Origin of the sequence: Lacinutrix sp. Bg11-31 (genome assembly GCF_002831665.1) — a bacterium.
GTDB lineage: Bacteria > Bacteroidota > Bacteroidia > Flavobacteriales > Flavobacteriaceae > Lacinutrix.
Genome location: NZ_CP025118.1, coordinates 1,998,331 through 2,017,725 on the forward strand (window position 1 = coordinate 1,998,331; position 19,395 = coordinate 2,017,725).

Genomic DNA, 19,395 nt, shown 5'->3' on the forward strand with positions numbered 1-19,395 from the left:
TTTAACAACAGCTTTTTTTTGTGTTTGTTGCTGCATTGTTTACTGCTTGTTTATACTTTAAACTCTTGCTATCTTGTTGTTTAAAACAAATTAGCAACAATCAACAACAACATCGCGAAACTTTAATTATAATACTTCTACCAATATTGTTTCAAAAAAAAACAACGCAACAGCATTGTTGCTATACTTATATCGCAATAAAAAGTAAATGAGTAAACCCTCATAATATATTCAAATTAATATTATATTTTTAACAATTCAAATTACGCTACTTGCATCAATGACCAAAGAACAACAAATAGAGGAAGAACTAATCGAAAGATTATCGGATTTAAAATATACGTATCGTAAAGATATTAGAACAAAGAGTGCTTTAGAATTAAATTTTAGACAGAAGTTTGAAGCATTGAATAGAGTGAAATTAACTGATGCTGAATTTGATAAGTTATTAACTGAAATTATAAATCCAGATGTATTTAAATCTTCTAATCATTTAAGAAAAAGAAATACATTTATTAGAGAAGATGATACGCCATTACATTACACATTAGTTAATATAAAAGATTGGTGTAAGAATGATTTTGAGGTAATTAACCAACTTCGAATGAATACAGAAAATAGCAATCATAGATATGATGTTATTTTATTAATTAACGGAGTGCCAGTTGTACAAATAGAGCTAAAAACCTTAGAAATTAGTCCTAATCGTGCTATGCAACAAATAGTAGACTATAAAAATGATATTGGTAACGGATATACCAATTCGTTAATGTGCTTTATGCAGTTATTTATTGTTAGTAATCAATCTAGGACTTTTTACTTCTCTAATAACAATAACAAACACTTTGCTTTTAATGCTGATGAACAATTCTTACCTGTATATAAATTAGCAAGGAAAAACAATTCTAAAATAGATGGTTTAGAAGAGTTTACCGATAAATTTTTAGCTAAATGTACTCTAGGTGAAATGATTAGTCGATATATGGTGTTAGTAGAAACTGAGCAAAAAATATTGGTAATGCGTCCCTATCAAATTTATGCAGTAAAGGCTATTGTAGACTGTATAGAACAAGATAGAGGAAACGGTTATATCTGGCACACTACAGGAAGTGGTAAAACACTAACATCTTTTAAGGCTTCTACACTTTTAAAAGATAATGATGATATTGAAAAATGTTTATTTGTTGTAGATAGAAAAGATTTAGATAGACAAACAAGAGATGAGTTTAATAAATTTCAAGAAGGTAGTGTAGAAGAAAATACCAATACAAAAACATTGGTAAAAAGAATGCTTTCTACAGATTATGCAGATAAAGTAATTGTTACAACCATTCAAAAATTAGGTTTAGCGTTAGATACAAAAAACGATAAAAATTATATAGAACATTTAGAGCAATTAAAAGATAAGAGAGTAGTTTTTATTTTTGATGAATGTCACCGTTCACAGTTTGGAGAAAACCATAAAGCTATTGTAGAGTTCTTTCCTAAAGCACAACTATTCGGTTTTACAGGAACACCTATTTTTGAAGAAAATTCAAGTTATAAAACAATTGAAGGAGAAACTGCATCTTATAAAACTACAGAAGATGTTTTTCAAAAAGAATTACACGCATATACCATTACAAACGCAATAGAAGATAAAAATGTATTACGTTTTCATATCGACTATTTTAAACCAGAAGAAAAAATAACGGTAGGTGATGATGTACATAAGTTAGCGGTAACGAAAGCGATATTAAACAAACACGATAAAGCAACACATTACAAGCGTTTTAATGCGGTATTTGCTACAGCTTCTATAAATGATGCTATTCAGTATTACCAAACCTTTAAAAAGCTACAGGCAGAGAAAGTAAAGGAAAATGAAGATTATAAACCTTTACAAATAGCGTGTGTGTTTTCACCGCCAGCAGAGGGTAATAAAGATATACAACAAATACAAGAGGATTTACCACAAGAAAAAGCTGATAATACGGTAGAGCCGAATAAAAAGAAAGAAGCATTAAATACTATTATTGCAGACTATAACACCCAATACAATACCAATCATAGAATAAACGATTTCGATTTATACTATCAAGATGTTCAGCAACGCATAAAAGACCAAAAATATTCAAATGCAGATTATCCTCACAAAAATAAAATTGATGTGATGATAGTGGTAGATATGTTATTAACTGGTTTTGATTCTAAGTATTTAAATACGCTATATGTAGATAAAAATTTAAAGTATCACGGTTTAATACAAGCCTATTCTCGTACTAATAGAGTAATAAACGATACAAAACCTTATGGTAATATTTTAGTATTTAGAGACCAGGAAGAAGAAGTAAATAAAGCGATGATTCGTTTCTCTGGAGCTAAAATAGAAAAAGCAAAAGAAATTTGGTTAGTTGATGCAGCACCTAAAGTAATAGAAAAATATAAAGAGGCTGTAGAACAATTAAACCAATTTATGGAGGCTAAAGGTTTATCTTGTTCTCCTTCAGAAGTAAGTAATTTAAAAGGAGATGAAGCTCGTGCAGGTTTTATAAATGCTTTTAAAGAAGTACAACGTTATAAAACACAATTAGACCAATATACCGACCTTGAAGAAACACAAAACGAAACTATTGAAGCATTATTACCTGAAGATGATTTACGTTCCTTTAAATCGGTGTATTTAGACACAGCAAAACGTCTACAAGCAACACAGAACAAACAAGGGGATAAAGCATCAAAAGATGTTCAGCAATTAAATTTTGAATATGTGTTATTTTCATCTGCGATTATAGACTATGATTATATCATAGGCTTAATAGCACAATTTACACAAGACAAACCATCCAAGCATAAAATGACACGTGAGGAATTAATAAATTTATTAGGTTCTAGCTCCAATTTAATGGACGAACGCGAAGGCATCATTGCTTACATAAATACTTTAGAGGTTGGTAATGCCTTAAATGAAAAAGAAATACGCTTTGGTTATCAAAAATTTAAAGATGAAATATCTGCTAAAGAAATACAAGATATTGCAGACAAGCATAGTCTTACAAAAGAAAGTCTAAATGCTTTTATAAATGAAATTATGAACCGTATGATTTTTGATGGTGAAAAACTTACTGATTTATTAGAGCCTTTAGAATTAGGCTGGAAAGACCGCAGAGTAAAAGAATTAGCTTTAATGGAAGACTTAGTGCCATTATTAAATAAAATAGCTTTAGGGCGTGAAATAGCAGGATTAAACGCTTATGAATAAACAAAAACACAAAATAGTTCCTTCATTACGTTTTCCTGAATTTGAAAACGGTTGGGAAATATCTGATTTGGGAAATAAAAAGGTATCTGTTTTTGTAAATGATAAAACACCAAAAGCAGAACTAGATATTAAGACTTATATAAGCACAGAAAACCTTCTGCCCAATTATGGTGGCGTTAAAAAATCCAATAAACTACCAGATTCAGGTTCTTTTACAACATATAAAAAAGGGGACATTTTAATAGCTAATATTAGACCTTATTTAAAGAAGGTGTGGTTTTCTGATAAAGAAGGAACTGCTTCAAATGATGTTATTGTTTTTAGGGCAGGCTCTTCTATATCCGAGTTTTTTTTACAACATATTTTAAAAAATGACGTTTTCATTAATTATGTAATGAAAGGAGCAAAAGGAGTTAAAATGCCTAGAGGTGATAAGTCATTAATGAAAAAGTATAGTGTTTATTTCCCTAAGCCAAAAGAACAAGAAAAAATAGCTAGTTGTCTTTCTTCATTAGATAATTTAATAACATCAGAGACCGAAAAACTAGATTATTTAAAAAACCACAAAAAGGGTTTGTTACAACAGTTGTTTCCTGTTAATGGAGAAACCAAACCGCAATTTCGTTTTCCAGAGTTCGAAAATAATGGAGATTGGGAAGAAGATAAATTATCCAACTTAGTTTTAAACATTTCACCACCCAAGAAACTAAAATCTTCTCAATTTCAAGAAAATGGTAAATATCCTATAATTGACCAATCTCAAAATGAAATTGCAGGTTGGTCTGATGATAAAAAAGCACTAGTTAAAAATGATTTTCCTTTGATAGTTTTTGGAGACCATACTTGCGCTCTTAAAATTGTTGAAAGTCCATTTATTCAAGGAGCTGATGGTATTAAAATACTCAAAGGAAATACACTTATAGATACACGTTATTTGTTCTATGCTTTACAAAGCAATCCTTTAATAATGAAAGAATACAAGAGACATTATTCAATATTAAAGGATAAAATAATTTCTTACCCAAATATCGATACTGATGAACAACCAAAAATAGCCAATTGTATTTCTAGCTTAGATGATTTAATAGAAGCACAAACAACAAAAATAGAAGCATTAAAAGACCATAAAAAAGGTTTGATGCAAAGATTGTTTCCTAATATAAATGACATTTCATAATGAGTACAATAACCAATTTTAGTAATTTAACAGAGGTTGCTACTCATTTCCGTAAAGATCTTACTGGTGACCATAGACCAGAAAAAGAACTTGTTTTGTTTTTTGCTCATAATGGTACAGGGAAAACAAGGTTATCTATGGAGTTTAAAGAACTAGGTAAAGTAGGTGGTGCTAGAGATACTTTGTATTTCAATGCATTTACCGAAGACCTTTTTATATGGAATAATGACATTGAAAACGACACAGAAAGAGTTTTAACATTCAATAAAGATTCTGCTTTTTTTGATGGTTTACAAGAATTAGAAATGGAAACCAAAATTGGTGCATTATTTCAAAATTATGTAAATCTTAATTTTATTATTGATTATGACAACTACACGGTTACATTTTCAAGAGATGTTTTGATCGATGATACTTTAGAGAGAGTTAATAATATTAAAATATCAAGAGGTGAAGAAAATCTTTTTATTTGGTGTTTTTTTATAGCAATATGTGAAGTAGCAATAGACCAAGTAAATAGTAATGAAGATACAGGTGCATATAATTGGGTAAAGTACTTTTACATAGATGACCCTATTTCTTCATTAGACGAAAACAAAGCTATTTCTGTAGCTTGTGATTTAGGTAATCTAATTAAGAGAGAAGATAATAAAATAAAAACTATAGTATCTACGCATCATAGTTTGTTTTTTAATGTAATGTTTAATGAATTAACCAGAAGTATTAAAAACAAAAGTTACTATTTACATTCAAAAGATTCGCAAAGCTATGCACTTCATAATACAGGTGATGTGCCTTTTTTTCATCATATTGCTATAATTAGTCAATTAAAAAAGGCTGTAGCAACAGAAGAGATTTACACATATCACTTTAATACACTTAGAAGTATTTTAGAAAAAACAGCAAGCTTTTTTGGATATGACAAAATAAACAAATGCATCCAAGGATTAGAGGATGAAGTTCTTTTCAATAGAGCCTTACAGCTATTTAGTCACGGTAAGTATTCTGTTTATGACCCTAGAGAAATGGGAGCAGATAATAAAGAATTATTTAAAAAAATATTTAATGGATTTCTTGATAAATATGAATTTGATTTACCAGAAATTTTTAACGAAACTACTGAAACTGTAGCATAATGACAGCAAAACAAAAACAAGAACAATTAGGTAAAGCACTTTGGGATATAGCTAATGATTTAAGAGGTGCAATGAATGCAGATGATTTTCGTGATTATATGCTTTCATTTTTATTTTTACGTTACTTATCAGATAATTACGAAGGTTCCGTAAAAAAAGAATTAGGTTCAGATTATCCTAAATTAGAGGAAGACGACAAGCGCACACCGCTTTCAGTTTGGTATGAAGCTAACCCAAAAGACATTGAGCCTTTTGAAAAACAAATGCGTAGAAAAGTGCATTATGTTATTGAGCCAAAATATTTATGGAGTAGTATTTCCGAACTTGCTAGAAAACAAGATGAAGATTTATTAAGAGACTTACAAAAAGGATTTAAACATATCGAAAATGATTCGTTTGAAAGTTCTTTTAAAGGCTTGTTTTCAGAAATTAATTTAGATTCAGAAAAACTAGGAAAAACTTACGAAGAAAAAAACAAGAAGCTGTGTAAAATCATTCAAAAAATATCAGAAGGTATTGCAGATTTTTCAACAGATAGCGATACGCTTGGCGATGCGTACGAGTATTTAATTGGTGAATTTGCAGCAGGTTCTGGTAAAAAAGCAGGAGAGTTTTATACACCACAACAATTGTCTACAATACTATCAGAAATTGTAACCTTAGACAGTCAAAACCCTAAAGCAGGAAAAAAGAAAAAATTAAATAGAGTACTAGATTTTGCTTGTGGTTCAGGTTCTTTATTGTTAAATGTAAAAGACAAAATAGAAAAAGCAGGCGGTACAATTAGTAGAATTTACGGTCAAGAAAAAAACATAACAACGTACAACTTAGCACGTATGAATATGTTATTGCACGGTGTAAAAGATTCAGAATTTGAAATATTTCACGGTGATACCTTAAAAAACGAATGGGATTTATTAAATGAAATGAATCCAGCTAAAAAAACAACCTTTGATGCTATTGTAGCAAATCCACCTTTTAGTTTACGTTGGGATGCATCCGAAGCAATGGGAGAAAACTTCCGTTATAAAAATTACGGTTTAGCACCTAAATCAGCAGCAGATTTTGCGTTCTTATTACACGGTTTACACTTTTTAAGTGATGAAGGTACAATGGCTATTATTTTACCTCACGGTGTTCTATTTAGAGGTGGTGCAGAATCTAGAATAAGAACCAAATTATTAAAAGATGGTAACATAGATACAGTAATTGGTTTACCATCAAATCTATTCTTTTCAACAGGTATTCCTGTATGTATATTAATATTGAAAAAATGTAAAAAAGACGATGATGTATTGTTTATAAATGCAAGTGAGCATTATAAAAAAGAGAAACGTCAAAATATTTTACGTAATGGTAAAGTGAATGGTGTCATAGACGCTAAAGAACCTAATGATATTAAGAAAATAGTTGATACTTATATGAATCGACCAGAGCAACCTATTGAGCGTTATGCTCGTAGAGTATCAATGGCAGAAATAGAGAAAAACGACTATAACCTTAATATTTCTAGATATGTAAGTACAGCAAAAGCAGAAGTTAAAATTGATTTAAAAGAAGTAAATGCTAAAATAATTGATATAGAAAAGAAATCAGCAAAAGCACTTGCCGAACATAATAACTATTTAAAAGAATTAGGTTTAGACTCCATTTAAACAACCTTCTACCCAAAAGCATATAAGAACATAACCACACTCATTTAATTGCTATGAGCGTGGTTATTTTCGTTATACAGTAACCCTAGAGATTAATAAACAGTTTTATATTGATTTAGAAATATCTAATTGAAATTAAAACATTGTTTCATTAAATTACTATTGAGTTTTATATTTGATATAAAAACTCAATTATGGTATCAAAAACAATTCAAATCCAAGAAATCACTTTTGAAGAACTCGCAGATAAAGTAGCAGATAAGCTTTTAATAAAAATAAAACATTATCTAAATGAATTGCACACTAATGGGAACGATGCATATTTAACAAGACAAGAAACAGCCGATTTTTTAAAAATTAGTCTAGTTTCACTTTGGAATTGGACAAACAAGGGAATTGTGAAAAGTTACAGTATCGGTAATAAGCGCTATTACAATAAGCAGGAGATACTAGCTATACTGAGAAAAAACGAATAATCAGAGATAAATTAATAGTAGTATTAAATCTTATATTTTCTGCAAATATTCTGCAAATGGAAAATAAAAAAAGGGTTTCAATTTCTTGAAACCCTTATCTACTCTAGTGACCTCGACTGGATTCAAACCAGTAACCTCTTGAGCCGTAATCAAGTGCGCTATTCAGTTGCGCCACGAGGCCTTTTTTTTCTGGGTGCAAATATATATCTTTTTATACAATAGACAAAGTAAAAGCAGAAAATTATAAATTTATATCAAATGAATTTTAAAATGACTAATGGAATTAGTCCAATGCATTTTTAGTAACATACAGTTTCCAACCAAAAACAGCCATCTGTAGTTTAGTGGCTTTACTTAAATCTAGTCTCTTTCTTGTATAACTAGGCAAAACTGCCTTATTAACTTTTGCTAGTATTTTAAACGCTTGTTTTTTCATAATACAATAAAAATAATCTACTATTATTTAAGACTTCAAAATTATACTTTTAATTAGTGTTTGCCAAATGCTGATTCCTTTAAAAAAATAGTAAAACTTATTCTAGACTAAGTTTTACATTTTGTGGTTACAGAAATATCGATAATATAACATCGATAATAATTTTTGCAAGTGTTAGCATCATATTTTAGTTTAAGGTTAATAATAACATGAAATTTCATGATTGTTTTTTGAAGATATATTTTTTCGATATTAACAACCAAACAAAACATCATAAACTAATGTAACTCGCTTTACTTATATAACAGAATAGACGTATATTATTTCAACATTAAACAAATAGTCTTGAATATAGTTTTAATTCATAATCAATAAAGTAATTTTACATATAAATACAGAACAATTGTAGGGTCTTTTTGACTTCTTTTTTATTAACCAAGGGAGCTTTCATTAAAAAAGCCATCATATTTCATGCTTTCATTAATCTAAATTCAAAAAGTTAAATAACCTTTCAATAATATTCTGGTTAGGTTATAGTCGTATATTTGCAAAAAAGACCCCAAATGAAAAAGTATTACCAATGTTTAGTTTTATTATTTTTATGCAATATTGCTTTTAGTCAAGCTGTTGTTATAAACGAAATAGATTGCGATACACCAAGCATTGACACAAAAGAGTTTATAGAATTAAAAACTTCAAGTCCTAATGCTAGTCTAAATGGTTATGTTTTAGTATTATTTAATGGGTCTAATACAAGTAGCACAGGAGGCAAAAGTTATTTCGCTTTAGACCTAGATGGCTTAACTACAGATATTAATGGCCTTTTTGTTATAGGTAGTGATTTAGTTACTCCTTTTCCTCAATTACTTATCTCTCAAAACCTTATACAAAATGGTCCAGATGCTGCTGTTATTTACCAAGCAAACGCTTCGGATTTTCCAGATTTAACCGATGCAACGCTAACTAATATCGTGGATGTTGTTATTTATGAAACTAATGATTCTGCAGTTACAAATTTACTTGAATTTTTTAATGATGCTCCTGGATTTGAATCACTAGAGCAGATAAATGATAACGGTACAAATGCAAATCCTAAATCCATTCAACTTAATAATGATGGAACTTATACAGCTGCGACTCCAACTCCAAGGCAATTAAACGACGGCTCTGGTGTTGTTTTTAATCCTATTACAATTTCTAATATACAATCTCAATATAATGAAGGAGAAACATTAGACATCACCTTTACTGCAGAGACTAATGTAACAGCAGACGCTGTAATTAACTTTACGCTAAATAATTCTGGTTTTAATACTGCTGACTATACAGGAAACACAACAGTTACAATAACTAATGGCCAAAACACTGTAACAACATCAATTTCTATTTTAGATGATGGTGTTAACGATGGAGATGAGGAACTATTAATTAAGTTTGTTAATTTAGCTTCGCCTTATATTCCGTTCAACAATTTTGTAAATCTACGTGTTGTAGATGCTAATCCTGTTGCCTCACCTTTTAATGCCCCAATTCCTTCAAGTACAAATCCTATACCAACAGGTGCTGTACAAAGTACACAACCAGCAGGTTATTACGATACTTTAAATGGAGAATCTGGAGCTAATTTAGAACAAGCAATACAAAACATTATTGCAGAAGAAGGTGTTGTTCGTGCACAAACCTATTCAGATATTATTGATATTCTAAAAGAAGCAGACCAAAACCCTAACAACAACAACCAAGTTTGGTTGGTTTATACCGAACAAGGAAGATCAAAATTAGATTTTCAAACAAGTTCTATTAGTACTGGAAAATGGAATAGAGAACATACTTTTCCAAGATCTTTAGCAGGTTATGGGAGTATTGATCTCGACGATATAGCAGACGGAATTGAATCCTATTGGAACACAACCGCAGATTCTTTACGTCATGGGAACTCAGATGCGCACGCTCTAAGAGCTGCAGATGGACCAGAAAATAGCTCAAGAAGTAACCAACATTACGGACAATATAATGGCCCAACAAGCAATGTAGGTAGTTTTAAGGGAGATGTTGCACGTAGTGTTTTATATATGCAATTACGTTATAATGGATTATCCGTTGTAAACGGTTATCCAGATATAGATGGACAGATGGGAGATTTAGCAACCTTACTACAATGGCACAATCAAGATCCACCAGACGATTTCGAAATGAATAGAAACAACGTCATCTACACATGGCAATTTAATAGGAATCCATTAATCGATATGCCAGAATTGGTAGATTATATTTGGGGAACAAATACTGGAATTGCATGGAATAACAATTTAAGTGTTACAGATTTCGAAACCGAAACCATAAAACTCTATCCAAACCCAGTAAACAATCAACTGTTCATCTCTGGAAAAAACAACGAATATCAAGTCGTTATATATTCTTCCGAAGGTAGAAAAATACAATCCAAAACACTTAAAAACAACTCGCCTCTTAATTTAGAATTATCAAGCGGAATATATTATGCTAGAATTTCTTCCGAAGGCAAAACAGAAACAAAAAAGTTTCTAGTTAAATAGTATCTTCGCAAAAAACTAATTTCATGAGCATACTTTGGGTAATTTTAGGCCTTATACTTTTAGTAATAGGAGGAGATTTTTTAGTAAAAGCTTCAATAGCTTTATCTTTTAAATTAAATATTTCTAAAATGGTTATTGGTATGACGGTTGTCTCTTTTGCAACTTCAGCACCAGAACTATTGGTTAGCTTACAAGCAGCATTAAATAATGCTCCTGCTATCGCAATTAACAATGTTGTAGGCTCAAACATTGCCAATATAGGATTGGTTTTAGGTATTACTGCACTTTTGGGACCTATAGCTGTAGATAAATCTTTTTACAAGCTTAATTGGCCTGTAATGCTATTCTTTTCATTCCTACTATATTACTTTCTTGCCAACGATAACATGTTATCAAGTACAGAAGGCATCATTCTATTTTGCTGTTTAGTAGTATTTATAGTTGTTATAATTAAAAACTCTAAATCAGATGCAAGTTCAGACGATGTAGACGATGTCCTTGCAACAGTAGCAAATTATAAAATTCTAACATGGCTACTTATTGGTGCAATAGCGCTATATTTTGGATCTGTTTGGTTAGTAGATGGAGCAAAAAGCCTTGCCGAAGCACTAGGTGTTAGCGATGCTGTAATAGCTGTAACTGTAATTGCAATTGGTACTAGTGTACCAGAATTAGCTGCTTCAATCATTGCTGCTGCCAAACAAGAAAAAGCCTTGTCTTTAGGTAATTTAATAGGGTCTAATATTTTTAATATAGGTTCAGTTTTAGGACTAACTTCTATTATTAAAGACATACCTGTTACAGATGCAAAAATATTAGATAGCGACATTTTCTGGATGATTGGCTTTTCCGCAATTCTATTAGTTCTAATATTAATCCCAAAATTCATGCAAATTAGTAGATACAAGGGCTTACTATTAGTTTTAGGGTATTGTCTATTTCTATATTTTTCTTTTAAATAACACCTATTTAGAAGTAAAATGAGCCTAAAAAGATTTGAATTATATATTTTGGGCGTTACCAAAACATGCTAAAAAGCATCATCTTGGTCAGGCTGTCCACTGTATCTTTTTTTAACTCAACCCATTTCAGCATCTTAATTAATAGAGATCTATTTATATTCTAGATTACTTGTATTTATAAGTAAAAAAAAGGATGCCGTTTCCATCCTTAACGCTACTCACTCAACAGCCCACTTAAGACCAACAATATGATTATACTGTATTAAAAAGCTCTTATACGTATTCAATTTAACTATAAAATTATTGACGCACCTATCTTTAAGAAAACTCAAACAGTAACTAGTATTTTGTAAATAAATAAAAACGCCTGAACTAATGTTCAGGCGTTTTTTAGTTTTAAAGACTTATCCTATGATTTCTACCTCTTTAGTGTAAAGTGTCTACGAATAGATTTTTTCTCATCTGTACTTGGTTCTCTATATTCTAAAGTAAACCAATAATCACTTGTTGGCATTGGGTTACCGTTGTAAGTACCATCCCATCCTGCTCCTGCTGGGCTTAACTGTTTTAATAGTTTACCGTAACGATCGAAGATATAAATAACAGCGTCTGGCTGTCTTCCAATATCGTAAACATTCCATGTGTCGTGGTAACCATCTCCATTTGGTGTAAAGTATAATGGGTAATCCATAACCATAACTGGAATTGTTGTTTCTCCACAACCTACCGTGTCTCTTACTGTTACCATGTGTTCTCCTGCTGCAACATCTGTAAAGGTATACACATATGCTCCTGCTGCATTTAACGTTCCTAATTCCCAACTGCCGCCATCGATACTAAACTCGTATACTGCTATTGAGGTCGTTGTTGTACCTGTTGCTGTTACTAATATATCGTGTTGATCTGCAAAAGCTAAGCTTGTTATCTCATAAGCTACTGCTGGTGGCTCGCTTACTGTTACGAAAGTGTTAACTTCAATACTTGGACATCCTGTTGCGATATCTGTTGCTATAACACCATAAGTTCCGCCTTCGGTTGGCTCTAAGAATTCTGCTGTTTGGCCTGCTATATCTGTGCCATTTAAGTTCCATACAAAAGTATAGAATGCTGGATCTAACCCTGTGTCTATTACTGGTGAGTTAATTACTTCTGTACCATTTGTGTTGATACATAATAAATACTCTGCTTCTAAAGTAAATGATGGCATTGGGTTTACTTGTAAAGTGATTTCTGCTGTTTCATAACAAGCAGACGTATCGTTATCTACTTCTCCATCGTTGTTTAAATCTACTAAATCACCAAGACCATCACCATCTAAGTCGATGTAATCTATAATGCCATCTGCATTGGTATCAAATCCTTCTGCTACTCCATCACCATTAATATCTACAATATCAAATATGCCATCTGCTGGTACAGTGGTGTCGATTGTATCTATTGTGCCATCGCCATTAACATCTAATCCTACAGTTAATGTAGTAAGATCTAAATTTAGTGTGCCTGGAATATCATTATCTACTCTTACAATAATTACTTGTGGGTTTACTGTATTGGTATATGTAAATGGTAGCGGATTTGTACCTGCATCTGCATCGACTTGATTATCGTAATACGTTACCGTGTAATTTAATGGGTCTTGGCCATCTAATACAAAAGGATTTTGTGTTGCTAAATCAAACTCAACCATGTCGTTTGTTGTATCGTTATCAAACTCCATAGTATCGTCACATACTTGGTAAAGTATTGCAACACCATCTGGATTGGCTTGTGCTGCTTCGTCTACTACTAAATTGAAGGTTAATGCTGTGGTATCACATCCTGTTACTGTGTTTGTAATGTTTACGTAAATAGTTTGTGGATCACTAGTATTTGTGTAATCGCCACTTGCTGTTAAATCGTTCATTGAAGCATCTGCTTCGCCTTGCGTTTCATGGTAAGTGACTGTGAATATTAAAGGATCTTGTCCGTTTAATATCGCTGCTGTCATCGTTGTTAAATCGAAGTCTGCAACGTTGTCTGTATTCAGCTCACAAATAACGTAATCGTTTACTGGTGTAACCACTGGTAATGGGTTTACAATAACATCGAAGCTTACTAAACTGTAACAACCTGTTCCGTTTAATCCTGTAGCATCTGTACCATTGGTAAGACGTACAAAAATAGTTTGTGGTGTTACTGCTACGTTTGGATTTGCAGGATCTTCGTTAATATGTTGTGTTGGATCTACTATTGCATTGTTACCCATTACAGCATCGTCTTGTGTAATGTAGTAACTTGCTGTTACACCTACTTCTCCATTGATAATGAAGCCTTCGTTTTGTGTTAAATCGAAGGTTTCTAATAAGTCGTTTGGTCCTACAATGTCTATATCGTCACACAATTCTAAATCTACTGGATTTGGACTTGGTGATGGATTTGGGATCACTCTAATGGTTACGGTTGTAAAGCTAAAGCAGCCTGTGTCGCTATCGGTAACTCTTACGTATACGGTTTGAGGTCCATTAACGATATTAGTATACGCTGTTGGGTCTGCTATAGCATTAGTATCTGCTTGAGCATCGGCTAATGTTTCGTAATAAGTAACTATCCAACTCACGTTTGTAACACCTGTGATTTCGATGTCTTCAACCGTTAAATCGAAACTTGTAAAGCCATCATTGGCTTCCATATAATTAGCATCTAGATCGTCGCATTGGGTTAATTCATTATCATAATTAGCATCGATTACTGGTGGAAATTCTACCCTTATAATAAAGCTTCCTGTAGTTACACAACCGTTAGCATTGCTTACTAAACGTATATATATTGTTTGTGGATTAGCAACATTAGTATAATTACTGGTGTTTACTATTGGGTTGTTTCCTGAGTCTGCTAGTGCTTGTGTTGTGTGGTAGGTTAATACAAAGTCTGCTGCTGTTTGTCCTCCTGTAAAAATTTGAGGAGTGATTACTGCATCAAAATCAAACTGGTTAACACCATCGTTATCATCATCACAAATAATATAGTCGTCGATTGCTATTGGGACTACTGGTGATGGTAATACTACTAAATCCATAGTTACAATGGTAAAACAACCGGTAATATCGTTTTCTGCTAACACATAAACGGTTTGCAGATTGGCTACGATGTTTGCGTATGGACTTACTAATGGATTTGTCATGCTCATCGCATCGGCTTCTGTTTCGTAGTAGCTAATAGTGATGTCTGGCTCGCCATTGGCTATTATTGCAGATTGACCGTCTAGATCGAACATATCGTAAAAACCATCGTTATCGTCATCACATTCGTCTGATGGTAACGGCATTGCTACTGGTGATGGTAATGGGTTTACTCTTAAATCTAGAGTAATCGTACTTACACATCCTGTAACATTGTTTGTTGCTCTAACGTAAACCGTTTGTGCATTGCTTGTGTTAGAATATGGACTAACGATTTCTACTGTTGCGTCGTTAGTGTCTGCTCCTGCTTGTGTGCTAAAGTAAGTTAAAGTAATACCTGTTTGTCCGGCTAGTATTTGTGCATTAGCATCTTCTAAGTTGAAGGCTTCTACTTCATCGCCTGGATTATTAACATCGCATAAACTTAGTGGTGTTGGCTGTACTAATACTGGCAATGGATTTACTATTAATTCTAAGGCTACTGTTTTATAACAAGCTGTAGCATTATCTTCTACTCGTACCCAAATGGTTTGCATGTTTGCCGTTGTATTTACATAGGCGTTTGGTGTTGCAATAGCATTGGTTGGTGCTTCAGCATTAGCTTCTGAGGTGTAATACGTAATAGTGTATAATGTTGGGTCTAAATCGTTAGAAGTATCTGCATCTAATAGGTTTAGAATTTCTGGATCTTTGGTTGGTAAATCGAACGTAGCAAAACCATCGGCATTATCATCACAAACTTCTAGTGGTGTTAATACTAATGCTGTTGTTATTTGTGGTGTTGGATTGACAATAAGTACTAAGTCTACAAATGTTGCACAGTCGGTTGCAATTGTAGAACTTTCTACACGCACGTAAATGGTTTGCATGTTGACTACAATGTTATTATAAGGACTTGCTAATGCATTAACATTGTTGTCTGCATCTGACATCGTTTCATGGTAAGTTACCGTAAGTCCTGGTGCGCCTCCTGTGATTTCTGCTTCCGAATCGGTAAGTGTAAAGACGCCAAATCCATCACTGTCTGGATCGCAATATTCTAAATTCGCTGGTGTAAAAGCTACTGGTGCTTGCTCTACTACTAGATCTAATGTTGTTGTGTCGTAGCATCCTGTATTTACATCTTGTACGCCTACAAAAATAGTTTGCATGTTAGGCACAACGTTAGTGTACGGGCTCGCTAATGGATTAGCTTGTGCATCTGCATCTGCTTGTGAAAAGTAATACGTTACAGCGTATGCTGGATTACCGCCTGAAATTTCGTTGTTTTTTATGGTTAGCTCTATTTCTGTTATTCCATCTGGTGTGCCATCATCACAAACTTCTAGTGGTGTTGGTACAACTATTGTTGGGAGTGGGTTAATTGTAACTGTATTTGAATCTGTTAAAGCACTAGTACAAGTTGTTGTTGGATTATTTACAGACTCTAAATTCATAGCTTGATCCACTGTTGGAGCTACTATTGTAATAACAGATTCTCCTGCTGCATCAAGTGTTGCCTGTAAAGTTCCTCCTCCATTAATATTATAATCTACAATATTCCCTGAAACTCCTGTAATAGTAAATACTGCATCATCTCCAATACACACTGCTGTATTACTTGTAAGTGTAACTGTTGGGTTTGGAAGGATTGTAACTGTTGCTGTATCAGTTAAAGTTCCAAAGCAAAAAGTAACTGGATTAGTTACTGTTTCCAATAAAATGGTTTGATCTACAGTTGCAGTTGTAATTGTTACAACAGCTTGACCTGTTGCATCAATAGTTACTTGTTGTGTAGCTCCTCCATTAATAGTGTAATCTACAACATCATCTGCAGTACCATTAATAGTAAAAATGGCATCTGCTCCTGAACATATATCTGTATTTGTTGTTAAAGATGTTATAACTGGATTAGCTCCTATAGTTACAGTGTTAGTGTCAGTTAAAACACTTGAACATGTTGTAACTGGATTTGCAACAGATTCTAAAGTAATAATTTGATCTAAAGTTGCTCCAGTAATAGTTATTACTCCTTCACCTGCAGCATCTAATGTTGCCTGCAATGTTCCTCCTGCATTAATATTATAATCTACAACATTACCTGCATCTCCTGTAATTGTGAATATTGCATCAGCTCCAGAACATACACTTGTATTACTCGTTAATACAACAGTTGGATTTGCATTAACAACAACAGTTAATGTATTTGTTAAAGGAGTAGTACATGTTGTAGCTGGATCCACAACAGATTCTAATGTAATTACCTGGTCTGCAGCAACTGCTGCTACAGTAACTACAGCTTGTCCAGCTGCATCAAGAGTTACTTGCTGTGTTCCTCCTGCATTAATATTATAATCTACAATATGATTAGCTGTCCCAGTAATTGTAAATGTAGCATCCTCACCAGAACATATATCTGTATTGCTTGTTAAAGATGTAATCTCTGGACTTGGGTTTACAATAAGATTAAATTCTCCTAATGGATTTGTAGTTACATTAACACACGTAGCGTCTGCAGTTAATTCCACTCTAACAAAAATAGGCTGTGGATTACTAGTGTTATTATATAAACTAACTAAAGAATTTACACCTGCCGCAGCATCTGTAAGAGACGCATAATAAGTAACAGTATAATCTGTTGCTGGTTGTGTTCCTAATATTATTAAATTTTGAGATTCTAAATCAAAAGGTTCAGTATCATCATTAGAAATATCATCACATAACACCATATCCAAAGCTGGATTAATAACTGGTTGAGCAGTAATATTTAATGTAAAAGAATATGTTTCAAAACAACCTGAAGTTAAATATTCTATTCTAACAAATAGTGTTTCCGGCACACCTATTACTGCAATTGAAGAATACGCAGTTGGATTTGCAATAGGATTAGTTTCATTATCAGCATCAGCTTGCGTTTCATAATACGTTATAATTTGGTCTGCAGGATTCGTAGCAGGTCCATTTATTATAGCATCATTTTGCGTTAAATCGAAAATATAAGGAGGTGCTCCTGGGTTACATAAAAATAAATTATTTGGAGCTGCTGTTACAATTTCTGGTAACACATCTATACATACCACTTCTTCATATTCACATCCAAAATCATCTGTAGTTCTGTATGTGTAGCAATGTTGCCCAGCAGTTGGCGGAGCAACAGTAATAGTATTTCCTGTAGTATTTGTTATTGTAGTATCAGCATCCCAACCCTCTGTAACTGTTGTTGGTGTAAAAGATAGTTCTGGAGGCTGTAAGTTTGGATCAAACTCGATACTCCAAGAAAAAATAAACCCATTATCTGCACCTAAATTATCAATAATTTGAATACACCAATCTCCATTTAATGGGCTACCTAATAGTGTGTTTAAAGTTCCTTCTGGTAAATATGTTCCAGGAGTTATAGAATTACCTGCCGGATTACTTCCTGCCGTTATTGTTGGTCCATTTTCTAAAGTAACTGTTCCTGCTGTAGAAAAACAATAATCTGCACCAACTCCAGGCGTAGTAGAACCGTCATCATTAGCTCCTCCTAGATAAGTACCTCCTCCTCCAGGATATGCTTTTAGTATTGCTACTGCACCTGTAGGGCTAATAATATTAATATCTAAATCACCTAAATAAGAATGTTCCATATTAACACAAATACCTATAATTTGATTTATGTCTGTTACCGTTTGAGCAGAATCATAACAATCTACAGTAACACAAGTTTGATAAGTAGCTCCATTTCCATCTGGTAAAAAAGTTGTTCCACTAACTGGTGGAGTACAATCGTTTATAAACTCAACCGGTGTTACTACACCTGCTATAGTAGTAGTATCTCCAAAACACAATGTACTTTGTGCCGCTTGAGTACCTGAAAAATCAGGCTCAGTACCTACCTGTATGACTTGATTAATTAAATTTGTATTTGTGCATCCTGTTCCAGGTGCTGGATCGGTATTGGTGTCTGTAATATTTAAGTTTACAATATATACTCCAGGATTAGGGTAAGAAAAAGTTGCTGTTTCACCAGCCATAGTATTACCATCTCCTAAATCCCACTCGTAAGCAGCTCCTGTACCATCTACAGAAAAACTTCCACTACCATTAAGTGTTACATCTTCACCTGGGCAAACCCAAATATAACCATCTCCATTTGGAGTAGGCGTAGAACTATCTAATTGAGAAACAATTGTCTGGCAAGGCTCAAAACACGAAATTGTAGCTGCCCAACCAGTAGTTGTTGCAGAAGCATCCGAAGTAAATACAATAGTTATACAACCTGTTGCATTATTTGGTGTTGCAGACACAAAACCCGGGTTATTAGCTGCTCCTGCTCCAGAATAGGTTCCAAAGTTATTTGCTGTAATATCATCTCCATCGTAAAATGTTATTGTGTCATTTCCTGTTTGAGTACTAAAATCTGTAAAATCAAGTTGAATTTGATTTCCAGCAACATCAGGACAAATAGTAAGTGTGAAACTTTCATCACTACCATAATTTCCTCCAGCTCCTCCAGAATCGTAAAACATTCCTGAACATTGAGTAATTGTTCCTGTTTGCATTAAAACATCTTGAGCCAATGCAACAGTTGAAATAAATAAAAATGTAATTAGTATAGTAAACTTATTCATTGTTGTA

At 32.9% G+C, this 19,395-nt stretch carries 9 protein-coding genes and 1 tRNA gene; 7 read left to right on the forward strand and 3 right to left on the reverse strand.

Features of this window, described 5'->3' with window-relative positions; translation table 11 throughout:
• Positions 1-280 precede the first annotated feature (280 nt).
• The 5 genes from CW733_RS09020 (at position 281) to CW733_RS09040 (ending at position 7,685) form a co-directional block, all read left to right on the forward strand.
• A complete protein-coding gene (locus CW733_RS09020; RefSeq protein WP_100996885.1) occupies positions 281-3,241 on the forward strand; it encodes a type I restriction endonuclease subunit R in 2,961 nt (986 codons plus the stop codon).
• Entirely contained in the window at positions 3,234-4,418 is a 1,185-nt protein-coding gene (locus CW733_RS09025; RefSeq protein ID WP_100996886.1) for a restriction endonuclease subunit S, read from the forward strand. Before CW733_RS09020 ends, CW733_RS09025 begins: the two co-directional genes overlap by 8 nt.
• A complete protein-coding gene (locus tag CW733_RS09030) occupies positions 4,418-5,554 on the forward strand; it encodes an AAA family ATPase (RefSeq protein WP_100996887.1) in 1,137 nt (378 codons plus the stop codon). The genes CW733_RS09025 and CW733_RS09030 overlap by 1 nt, the downstream gene beginning before the upstream one ends.
• Positions 5,554-7,209 (forward strand): type I restriction-modification system subunit M, encoded by a 1,656-nt coding sequence (locus tag CW733_RS09035; protein WP_100996888.1) that lies wholly within the window; start codon positions 5,554-5,556, stop codon positions 7,207-7,209. Before CW733_RS09030 ends, CW733_RS09035 begins: the two co-directional genes overlap by 1 nt.
• A gap of 194 nt (positions 7,210-7,403) precedes the next feature.
• The gene (locus CW733_RS09040; protein WP_100996889.1) at positions 7,404-7,685 is read left to right on the forward strand and encodes a helix-turn-helix domain-containing protein; all 282 of its coding nucleotides are present in this window, start codon (positions 7,404-7,406) and stop codon (positions 7,683-7,685) included.
• Between the two features lie 107 nt (positions 7,686-7,792).
• Here the strand turns inward: CW733_RS09040 and CW733_RS09045 are convergent.
• A tRNA-Arg gene (locus CW733_RS09045) sits at positions 7,793-7,866 on the reverse strand.
• A 102-nt stretch (positions 7,867-7,968) separates the two neighbouring features.
• Positions 7,969-8,121 (reverse strand): SsrA-binding protein, encoded by a 153-nt coding sequence (locus tag CW733_RS16625; protein WP_100996890.1) that lies wholly within the window; start codon positions 8,119-8,121, stop codon positions 7,969-7,971.
• A gap of 563 nt (positions 8,122-8,684) precedes the next feature.
• On the opposite strand from CW733_RS16625, the gene CW733_RS09055 reads away from it, so the two are divergent.
• Positions 8,685-10,676 (forward strand): endonuclease, encoded by a 1,992-nt coding sequence (locus tag CW733_RS09055; RefSeq protein WP_100996891.1) that lies wholly within the window; start codon positions 8,685-8,687, stop codon positions 10,674-10,676.
• Between the two features lie 23 nt (positions 10,677-10,699).
• Complete coding sequence (locus CW733_RS09060; protein WP_100996892.1) at positions 10,700-11,638, forward strand: calcium/sodium antiporter; 939 nt, start codon at positions 10,700-10,702, stop codon at positions 11,636-11,638.
• A gap of 418 nt (positions 11,639-12,056) precedes the next feature.
• Here the strand turns inward: CW733_RS09060 and CW733_RS09065 are convergent, their stop codons facing one another.
• On the reverse strand, positions 12,057-19,388 hold the full coding sequence (locus CW733_RS09065; RefSeq protein WP_232730339.1) for a T9SS type B sorting domain-containing protein: 7,332 nt from the start codon (positions 19,386-19,388) through the stop codon (positions 12,057-12,059).
• Positions 19,389-19,395: the final 7 nt, after the last annotated feature.

Excerpts from the sequence above, each read along its gene's own strand:
- CW733_RS09020 (WP_100996885.1), top strand. The coding sequence starts at position 281 with ATGACCAAAGAACAACAAATAGAGGAAGAACTAATCGAAAGATTATCG.
- CW733_RS09025 (WP_100996886.1), top strand. The coding sequence starts at position 3,234 with ATGAATAAACAAAAACACAAAATAGTTCCTTCATTACGTTTTCCTGAA.
- CW733_RS09030 (WP_100996887.1), top strand. The coding sequence starts at position 4,418 with ATGAGTACAATAACCAATTTTAGTAATTTAACAGAGGTTGCTACTCAT.
- CW733_RS09035 (WP_100996888.1), top strand. The coding sequence starts at position 5,554 with ATGACAGCAAAACAAAAACAAGAACAATTAGGTAAAGCACTTTGGGAT.
- CW733_RS09040 (WP_100996889.1), top strand. The coding sequence starts at position 7,404 with ATGGTATCAAAAACAATTCAAATCCAAGAAATCACTTTTGAAGAACTC.
- CW733_RS16625 (WP_100996890.1), bottom strand. The coding sequence starts at position 8,121 with ATGAAAAAACAAGCGTTTAAAATACTAGCAAAAGTTAATAAGGCAGTT.
- CW733_RS09055 (WP_100996891.1), top strand. The coding sequence starts at position 8,685 with ATGAAAAAGTATTACCAATGTTTAGTTTTATTATTTTTATGCAATATT.
- CW733_RS09060 (WP_100996892.1), top strand. The coding sequence starts at position 10,700 with ATGAGCATACTTTGGGTAATTTTAGGCCTTATACTTTTAGTAATAGGA.
- CW733_RS09065 (WP_232730339.1), bottom strand. The coding sequence starts at position 19,388 with ATGAATAAGTTTACTATACTAATTACATTTTTATTTATTTCAACTGTT.